This is a genomic window from Spirochaetota bacterium, from assembly GCA_026414805.1.
Lineage (GTDB): Bacteria > Spirochaetota > UBA4802 > UBA4802 > UB4802 > UBA4802.
Map to the genome: position 1 here is coordinate 1 of JAOAIH010000094.1, position 9,651 is coordinate 9,651.

General features: G+C 37.3%; 7 protein-coding genes. 2 read left to right on the forward strand and 5 right to left on the reverse strand.

Annotated elements, in window-relative coordinates; translation table 11 throughout:
- The first annotated feature begins 229 nt into the window (after positions 1-229).
- Together N3F66_13815 and N3F66_13820 are read left to right on the forward strand one after the other, a co-directional pair.
- Complete coding sequence (locus N3F66_13815) at positions 230-1,285, forward strand: 4Fe-4S binding protein (protein ID MCX8125220.1); 1,056 nt, start codon at positions 230-232, stop codon at positions 1,283-1,285.
- 195 nt (positions 1,286-1,480) lie between these two features.
- Positions 1,481-1,702, forward strand: a complete 222-nt coding sequence (locus N3F66_13820) for a type II toxin-antitoxin system Phd/YefM family antitoxin (protein ID MCX8125221.1) — start codon at positions 1,481-1,483, stop codon at positions 1,700-1,702.
- Between the two features lie 271 nt (positions 1,703-1,973).
- On the opposite strand, the gene N3F66_13825 is transcribed toward N3F66_13820, so the two are convergent.
- The 5 genes from N3F66_13825 to N3F66_13845 all read right to left on the reverse strand — a co-directional run bounded on the left by N3F66_13825 (position 1,974) and on the right by N3F66_13845 (position 9,645).
- A complete protein-coding gene (locus tag N3F66_13825; GenBank protein MCX8125222.1) occupies positions 1,974-6,149 on the reverse strand; it encodes an acyl-CoA dehydratase activase in 4,176 nt (1,391 codons plus the stop codon).
- Positions 6,150-6,310: 161 nt separating this feature from the next.
- The gene (locus N3F66_13830; GenBank protein ID MCX8125223.1) at positions 6,311-6,823 is read right to left on the reverse strand and encodes a VOC family protein; all 513 of its coding nucleotides are present in this window, start codon (positions 6,821-6,823) and stop codon (positions 6,311-6,313) included.
- 238 nt (positions 6,824-7,061) lie between these two features.
- Positions 7,062-7,838, reverse strand: a complete 777-nt coding sequence (locus tag N3F66_13835) for a hypothetical protein (GenBank protein ID MCX8125224.1) — start codon at positions 7,836-7,838, stop codon at positions 7,062-7,064.
- Between the two features lies 1 nt (position 7,839).
- Positions 7,840-8,853: a transketolase family protein gene (locus tag N3F66_13840; GenBank protein ID MCX8125225.1), complete on the reverse strand. Its 1,014-nt coding sequence runs from the start codon at positions 8,851-8,853 to the stop codon at positions 7,840-7,842.
- Between the two features lie 15 nt (positions 8,854-8,868).
- Positions 8,869-9,645: a transketolase gene (locus tag N3F66_13845; protein MCX8125226.1), complete on the reverse strand. Its 777-nt coding sequence runs from the start codon at positions 9,643-9,645 to the stop codon at positions 8,869-8,871.
- Between the last annotated feature and the right edge of the window lie 6 nt (positions 9,646-9,651).

A 9,651-nucleotide genomic window follows, 5' to 3' on the forward strand; every position in this document is an offset into this window, starting at 1 on the left:
CTCACAGTTGGGGCATATGTGTGTGACCATTAAACTGGAACTTAACGGCCATTGTATTGAGACTGCTTCAAAGGAAAAATTACAGCAGCTACTAGGCATAGAAGAAGATTATTCAAAAGGAAGCATTGTTGTAATTAAAGGTTATAAATAAAAAAATTATTTGACGAACATAACAGTGTTATTTGAATGTTACTATTATTTGTCATTTTATTATAATGGAGGGGAAAAAATGGAAGATATTTATACAGCATTGCAAAAACGTTTGGACATGTATTCATTGGGCTTTCCTGAAACACAGTCAAAAATTGAGATAACAATATTAAAGAAACTTTTTTCAGAAGATGATGCAAAACTTTTCTTAGAGCTATCGCCAATGCTTGAAACTGCTGAAAGCATAGCTGCCCGAACTGGCCGTAAAGTTAATGAATTAGCAACGCATTTAGAAGATATGGTAAAACGTGGTTTGCTTTTTAAAAAAACTAAGGATGGTGTTGCAAAATACGGCGCAATTCCTTTCATACATGGAGTTTTTGAATTTCAGGTAAAACGACTGAGCAAAGACCTTGCGTTACTTTTAGAACAATACTATGAAGAAGGATTGTCATATGCAGTAGGTAAAAGTACAAACATGTTCTTGCGTCCGGTGCCAGTAAATGAATCCATTGAAACAAAAAGCACCGTTGCCCCTTTTGAAGATGCAGCATCAATTATACGTCAGGCTTCAGTAATAGCGGTTGCAGATTGTATATGCCGTAAAGAAAAAAAGATAATAGGCAAAGGCTGCGATAAACCCATGGAAACCTGTCTTATGTTTGGTTCCATGGCTGAGTATTACATTGAAAACAATTTAGGAAGAAAAATTAGTGCAGATGAGGCCATAGATATTGTTAAAAAAGCCCAAAAGCTTGGGATGGTAACCCAACCCGGTACCGCTCAAAATCCTGCTGGCATGTGCAGTTGCTGTGGTGATTGTTGTGCAGTACTATTATCAATTAAACGATTTCCAAAGCCTGCTGAAATGGTTTTTTCAAATTACTATGCACAGAGCAATGACAATTGTACAGCTTGTGGCAATTGTGTTGACATGTGCCAAATGGAAGCAATTGAAATTACCGACATAGCCAACGTTAACAAAAACCGCTGTATTGGCTGTGGATTATGTGTAATAGCATGTCCTAACGACGCAATCAAACTGGTACAAAAATCCAGCGAAAAGAAAATACCACCAAAAACTAGTGGCGAACAGATGATGGAAATGGCAAAACAACGGGGAATTCTTAAATAAACTATTTATCTAAGTACATAAAATGTATAATTGATTATATAAATTATTCATTGATTATATAAATTATTCTTTGAACACTTTCAAAGCTGTGTAATTTATATTTGTTATATTTTTTAAGTATAACTATCATTGTTGACTTTTATTTATTATGTCATTAACATATCATTATAATGACATATCATGTAATGTATATTAATGCTATATATAAAATACACTGATTTTAAAAATAAATCAAAAGATTACATTGATAGGGTTGAGGAAGGTCAAGATTTTATTATTATACGCAAAGGCAAGCCTGTTGCACGATTAATGCCAATTGATATCAATAAATCACATAGATGGAAACCTAATATAAAAAAAATCTCACTAAAAACAAAAACTACTCTTGATTATATTCAGGAAGAACGCAATAGTTAATGAACCAGAATCTATTCTTTGATACACCAGCATTAATAAAACGATATATTGATGAAAACGGCTCTCAGCAAGTAGATTATTAATTTGCAAATGCTATTTTCGTTTCTGTTATCACAGAATTAGAGACATATTAAACATTGCGACTAATATTCAACGATGGACTAATTACAAAAAAAATTATACGCCAAATTGATAAAGATTTACAATATTTCACAATTATTGATATTAATGAATCAATACTCATAATTGATAAAAGTATGTCACTCAACTGCTATGACAACTTCTTTGCAACATTGTGGTCTTCAACTTTAGTTTTCAACAACGTCAAATACGGTACCACAACATCATTTTTAAAACTGCCAGTACCATCATAAGTTATGCTGACAACCGGCACACCTGTAACCTCATAAATTCTCTGTGCCATTGCTTCAGTGATAAGCGACGGACAGCAGAATGCAGGGCTTGTCTGCACAAATAGCTGAATATCGGGGTAATGCTGCAATAGTGCAAAGATCTTAATGAGATTGTCAAACGACTCGCCTGTATGATGCATGGTCACACCAAACTGTGACAGAACTTTCTCAAAATCAACAGTATATACTGGATTTGGTTCATTGAGTAGTGTTTCAAAATAGCTGTAGTATTTCTTTTCCATAAGTTCAACAGCTGTTAGTAATGTTTTGCCAGTAACTATCGCCCCGTACTTTCCTTCCCTGAACCATTTTTTAAAGTAAGGATTTGCAATCATCTTTGCATAGTAATTATATGGTGTTGTGATAACCTCACCACCATGCGTTTCAATAAACTTAATCAAATTTTGATTCATCACATCATTGTCACGAACATACAAGTCGCCAAATATTGCTACTTTGGGGCGAAAGTTGCGTTTTACTTTGATAGCTTGAAAGCGTTTAACCATATTGCTCAAAGCTTGTGACCATTCAATTTCATCTTTGAATGCCAATTCAAATTCCTGCATTGTTTGTTCTAAAGCCTGGTCAACCAAACCCTTATTGACCTCATATGGCCTATAGTGACAACCTACTCTTCGCAGCAGTCCACTGAACATAAATGCAAAATAGGTGTAAATAGCTGCTTTAACCGAAACTTCTCTGAATGATATATCCCCAACAAATACTTTAGTATGTTCAAATCCTTTGCCATAGCTATCGAATATAGTTTTGATAAAATATGGATACATTCGTATATTACATGATATTTCTGAATTTGCCATCCACAGAATAGTGTGTGCAGGATTTAGATTATTCTTTTCAACATAATCGATATATTCATAGGCTATGATATTAAGTGGTATACACTGGCCAGTATTTGTGCGTGTACCTTTTGCTATCATAGCATCATCTTCATACAGGATGTGTGCATCAATGCCCTCGCGTTGCAGGTTAGCTTTCAGCAAGCGCGCTGCCATTATATCCCAATTTGGCAAAAGTACTGTTTTTCCTTTTAGTGATTCGCGAGTTACTGATGGAACAACCGTTACATCAGTTGTTTGTATCCTTGATGATGCATAATGATTGGTAAACGAACGGATAGCTGCCTCAATACGAGTTTGGTATCCTACCGTTGAATCGTGCTCATCAAGCTGTAAGATAAGGTATGGCTTACCTGCCTTATCCATTATGCGCTTGAAGTACTCCATCACAAATGAATCAGGCGCACATTTAAACGATGTCAACAGCACCGGATACATGCCTTGTGTTTTTGATATTACATACGCTGTTTCAATAATCTTTGAAGCATAATGCCAGTGAAATGCCTTGAGTAAATCTTGTATTTCATCAACATCATCTGTGGCATCAATCATATCCTGATACAATACAGGCACACCACAATTTACAAAAATTGAAGGTATTGACTTATTCATTGATTGTAGAAGCACATTATATGGCCTCCCAAGCAAAACCACTGCTATACCTTTATGGGATTGCATAAATTGCTTTCCTGCTTCTAAAATTTTCTTTTTCTTTTCTTTATGTTCAGTGTGTGCCTGTTCAAACGCTATCATAACATCAATATAGTTTACATCTGGTTTTATTGCTTTGCATGCTTTATACAATGCAATACGGCTTTGTAATGGCTCAATTTCATAATTTAAAATTGGCGATAGTAACTGTGCATTACCCTTATGTATAATCTTGCCTAATGAAGGTGCAAACTGTGTATAATAGCAGTACTGACGACGAGCACCCCAAGGAGCATCTTTTTCTAAATAAAATGGTGCGAAAATAAACTCACATTTATCAGCCAGATAGGTTATATGACCATGAAACGCAGCCATAGGGGCGCAGAACTCTGCCTGAGCAAGTCGTTTACCTGCAGATACAGGATCATCATAGTCTACACTGGTGGTAACACGAATTCCCAATCGATTAAAAAAATCAATCCACAAGTCAAGCTCATCAACGAGATGCAATGCTGCAGGTACACCCACTGTAGCTGTTTTTTGTGTTGTTTTCAAAGATACAATTTTCTTTCGTTCTTTAGTAAAATCAAATATACCTTTTGTTTTATTCACATACCGTTTATAGTGATAATCTCTACCACATAAGAAACCAAACGCTACAATGTCATTATCTATAGTAGCCACTTTAAGTTTACAGTGGTTTGTACACAGTGTACAAACTTCATTTCTGATAGGTATATCTTTCTTATACAGGTCAATTCCACGGAATTTTGTCTTTCCTTTTAATGTTTCCATTACTTCTAGTGCACAACCCAGCGCACCAGTTAAGTGACAGTACTTTGACACAAAGATTGGTTTCTGCAATCGCTGTTCAAAAGCCGCTACCAGTGCTTTGTTTTTTGCCGTTGCACCCTGGAAGCATACTACGTTGCCAATTTTGGCCTCTCCTGAAACCTTTGATAAATAATTTTCTACTACTGAATGCAGAACAGTTGCTAAAAGCTCTTCAGTTGAATACCCTTTGCTCATCAGGTAATTAATATCTCTCTCCATAAATACGGTGCAGCGGTCGCTGGCAAGTGGTGACCTTTTACCCAATGCCCTACCAGCATATTCAGTTAAAGTACACCCTAATTTATATGCCTGCTCTTCAATAAAGCTTCCTGTACCGGCAGCACACACATTGTTCATCTGCGAGAACACTACATTACCATTTTTTATCATGGTAAACTTTGAATCCTGCCCACCTATTTCTATGATGGTATCAACCTCAGGATTCAACGCAACAGCTGCCTTTGCGTGAGCTGAAATTTCATCAAGTATTACATCAGCACCAATGAGCGTTCCTATGAACTTTCGCCCCGAACCTGTTGTTGCAGCCCCCTTAATTGTGAGTTCTACACTGTTACGCTTTACATAATCATCAAGCGCCTCAAATAATGACTGCACAGCTTCAAATGGCTTACCGGCAGTTCGTGTATAAAAACCTGCTAATATATTTCCGGAGCTATCGGTTACCGCCATTTTTGTGCTGGTGGAACCTATATCAATACCAATAAAACATTCAGCATGCAAAGCAAACGTTGAATAAATATCCACTTCAACATCGTGCTTTGAATGATAGACGTATGATTCAATGCCACAAAAATCAGGATACTGGCTTATAATAAGATCAAGCGGTTTATAGTGATATTCCTTTTTATTTTGTTCATCATTAAATGTTAGCAAAATACCATCATCAGCATTTGAAACCGCCCACAATGCTGCACCTATACTGCCATACAGGTGCGATAACTCCGGTACAATGATTGAAGTACCAAGAATTGACTCTAGATGCCTTATAACAGCTTTATTCAACGAAACCCCACCAACCACAGCCACTGGTTCAACAGGCGCGGTGCCGGAAAATAGCGTATCAGCAATGTTGCGTGCAAGGCCATAACATAAGCCATCGGCAATTTCATACACCGTATAGCCTTCCTGTTGCACATGAATAAGGTCAGTTTTTGCAAAAACTGCGCAACGAGAAGCAATTTTTGGCATATCTCCCACATTTTTTATTGCTAGCTGTGAAAGGTGATCTGATCCAGCAAGCTGCAAGCGTCGTGCTTGCTGGTCAAGAAATGCTCCTGTACCAGCAGCACAACTTGTATTGCCACGGTACTGAACATAATTACCATTTTCGTCAAATTCAATAACGCCAAATTTTTCGCCACCAATTATGATAAGAGTACGTATATGAGGAATATATTCTTTTGCTGCTTGAACATATGCAACCTGCGTATTGAGTAAAGCAGCATTAATAATCTTAGGTGTTGAAGAAGTGATAGCAATACCATGAACCTTTGTGATTTTCTGAGCATCAAAATACTGTTGAACTAGTTCTTTTATTTTTCCATGATGATACCCATAATAGATATCCCTTATATTTTTATGTTCATCCATAATAACAATTGAAAGCGTAGTAGAACCGGCATCAACTCCTGCAAATAACTTTACCATATCTTGCGATTGAGTATCCATAGTATCCACCTCTTCATTTGTATGACAATATTAAATATGACATATATTTGTTTTGTGTTTATTTAGATAATTATACACTAGGGGATAAAATAATCAATAAAAAATTAAAAAAAAGCATGGGATATCTCCATGCTTTTTTTCTTAAATTTACTTTTTGTATATTATTTATAATACTTCCCAAACTGAAGCTTCCTCAATAGTGGAGCAACTATCCCACCTAAATAACGAAGAGCGATATAGTTAAATTTTAAATCAATAAGCTCTATCAGGTTGCCGTCCATATCCTGCATAAAAACCCATTCATTAGGACCTGTTTTTTGGGGTTCACAAAGAAATGTGACACCTTTTTCTTTGAGCTTTGTATACCATTTTTTTACATTTTTAACATCAAGCGTTATGTGTGTTAATCCAATCTTATTCCAGCATACTTTATCAGATTCAATAGCAGGACTAAATTCAAATATTTCAAGTACTGCACCACCCGGAGTGCGTAAAAACCCCAAGCGTAGTTTAGTATTCTTTAATCCGTACAGGCTATATAAGGCTTCTACTTGTTTTTCATCCATCGTTTCTTCTGCAACTAGAGGAAACCTGAACACATCCCAGTACCATTTCACTGCTCTCTCAAAATTGCTAACAGTTATTCCAACATGACTTAATGACTTTACTTTCATGTTACCTCCAGAATTGTATGTATTTTAACTATTACTGTAGGAATTGTTTTGATATAGTTTTTGTGTACATATCACAGACATTTTATTATAAAATAAGCCAATTTCAATATAATGTTTCTCTCTACTGTGTCACACTTATTCATGTAAGCAATGACACATTTATATCAAAATAACATCTTAAACAACCCCAGCATGACAATCCATGTATGCTGTATGACTCATAAAAATTTGGACAATGCTATGAAGCCAATTGCCCAACAATATTCATGAATGAACCCATTTCTTTGCCATACTCCGGTGAACCCTCAATCACCAAAATTCGGTTGATTGATGCTTCTATCATGTCGGTTGTCTGCAGTAAAATCCCCAGAGCACCATCAACGCTGTCAAATTTAAATTCAACAAACGGTTTGGAACGGGTATATTTGCCCCTCCCAGCTTTTGAATTACCTGCTTTCATTCTGAGATACGAAGCTATATCAGTACCTGTTACTGACCATGCAAATGTCCTGTCAGGGCTTTTTTTACAAAATTTTGAAATTTCTGGATGTCCAGCTTTGTTGAGCTGACTTATTCCAAGCGGCAGTAAATAGAGCATTAACCGTACCATAAGCTCTCGATCTTCAGGCTTTTTTGGTGGAGTTTTGCGCCCAATAATCTTTAATGCCAGTAACAAATTTACAGCTTTAAGTAAAAGTTTTAATTTTGTTAATCCTTTGATTGAGGGTATTGCAGGTTTACCGGCAAAAAAAGCATTCATTGTTTTTACATCTTTAAAAGTAAACACAATATCTGGTTTTTCGTGGATGCCATATTTTACATCCAGTACACCATCAGTGAATTGTAAATATGCACCAATATCCCCTGCTTCATCCTTTGCCACAAATTGTACTACGCCGTTAAGTCCTTTATATTTAGCAGCCATTTTTGGCCTGTATTCTAGAATAACTTTTGTAAGTGGTAATGCCGCTTTTAGAAAAATTGTTGATGCAAACAATTCATTCTGGGTTGCCATATTACACCTCGTCTTCCCAGTCTTCGGTTTGTTCAAAATCTTTGCCCATTATCTGGCGTACCTTCTCAATTATCTTATTCTGGTCAAATCCATAGTAGTTCTGCAAATCTTCGGGCAGCCCTATGATAGCATATTCATCCGGTATCCCAACTGACTCAAAGGCACAGGCTTTTCCGCTTTTTACTATCACTTCTGCAACTGCACTACCCAAACCGCCATAAATATTGTGATCCTCAAATGTTACTATACGGCGTGTTTCCAAAACCGCTTTTAAAATTGCTTCTTCATCAATTGGCTTAATAGTATGCATATTAAGAACGCGCACACTTAATCCATCTTCTTTCTCAAGGATTCCCGCAGCATGATACGCATTATACGCCGCAGCACCACAGGCAATGATCGTAATATCGGTACCATCTTTAAGCTGCACTGCTTTGCCTATCTGGAATCCATAATCTGACTTTTCATACAGGAATGGGTCAAAGCCACGGTTGATTCGTATATATACAGGGCCTTTGTGTTCATACGCAGCAATGACTGCATTTGCAGTTTCAATGCCATCTGCCGGAGCTATCACCACCATATTTGCAAAAGAACGCATTACTGCCAAATCTTCTGTACAGTGATGGGTGGTTCCCGCCTGTCCAAACGATGTACCTGCGTGCGTTGCAATAATCTTTACATTAAGCTTTGGATAGCATATATCAGTACGTACCTGCTCAGCAGCGCGTAGTGATGCAAAAACCGCAAATGTAGACACAAACGGTGTAAGCCCTGCTTTTGCAAGCCCAGCAGCCATCCCAAACATATTCTGCTCGGCAATACCCGCATTAAAGAATCTATCTGGAAATTTTGCTGCAAACTGTCCTATTTTTGTGGATTTAGCAAGATCAGCAGAAAGTCCAACAATATCGTTATGTTTTTCAGCAAGGTCACATAAAACCTTTCCGTAAATTTCAGCCGTTGACATATTTGCTGTGTCAACGATAGTATATGTTAATCCATCAGCAGCCATTGTGTTCCTCCTCATTTACATTTCACAGTAATGTTTATCAATACATGCTTTGGCAAGCTCAACCTTTTCACTGTCAAGGCCTCCATAATGCCATTCATATTTGTCTTCCATAAAGTCCACACATTTGCCTTTCACAGTGTGCGCAATAATGACTACAGGAGCTTTATCCTCTTTCTGGGCATATTCTATTGCATCGGCCAGTTGATTAAAGTCATGGCCATCTACTTCTTTTACAATCCATCCAAATGCTTTCCACTTATCAGCAAATGGTTCAAGACGCATAACTTCTTCAGTTGGCCCATCTATCATCATTCTGTTGCGGTCAATGATAGTAATTAAATTGGTGACTTTATAGTGAGCAGCAGCCATTGCAGCTTCCCACACCGAGCCTTCATCACATTCTCCATCACCCATTATACAATACGTGAGCCATGATTTACCGCGTAGCCGCGCGCCCAATGCCAATCCAACCGATATTGGTAATCCATGTCCCAGTGACCCGGTAGATACATCAACACCCGGCACCTTATTGCCATCCAGATGCATACCCAAAATTGAACCTGTGTGATTATACTCTTTCAAGAGCTCTTTAGGGAAATATCCTTTATCCGCCAGAATTGGCGCATACCCAACACCAGCATGACCTTTACTCAGCACTACACGGTCCCTATCATCCCACGTTGGATTTTTTGGGTCAATCCGTAAATACTTATAATAAAGAATGACCATAATTTCAGTAAAACTTAATGATCCCCCAATATGTCCACCACCTGCCCAGTACACAGTATCAATAGCTGT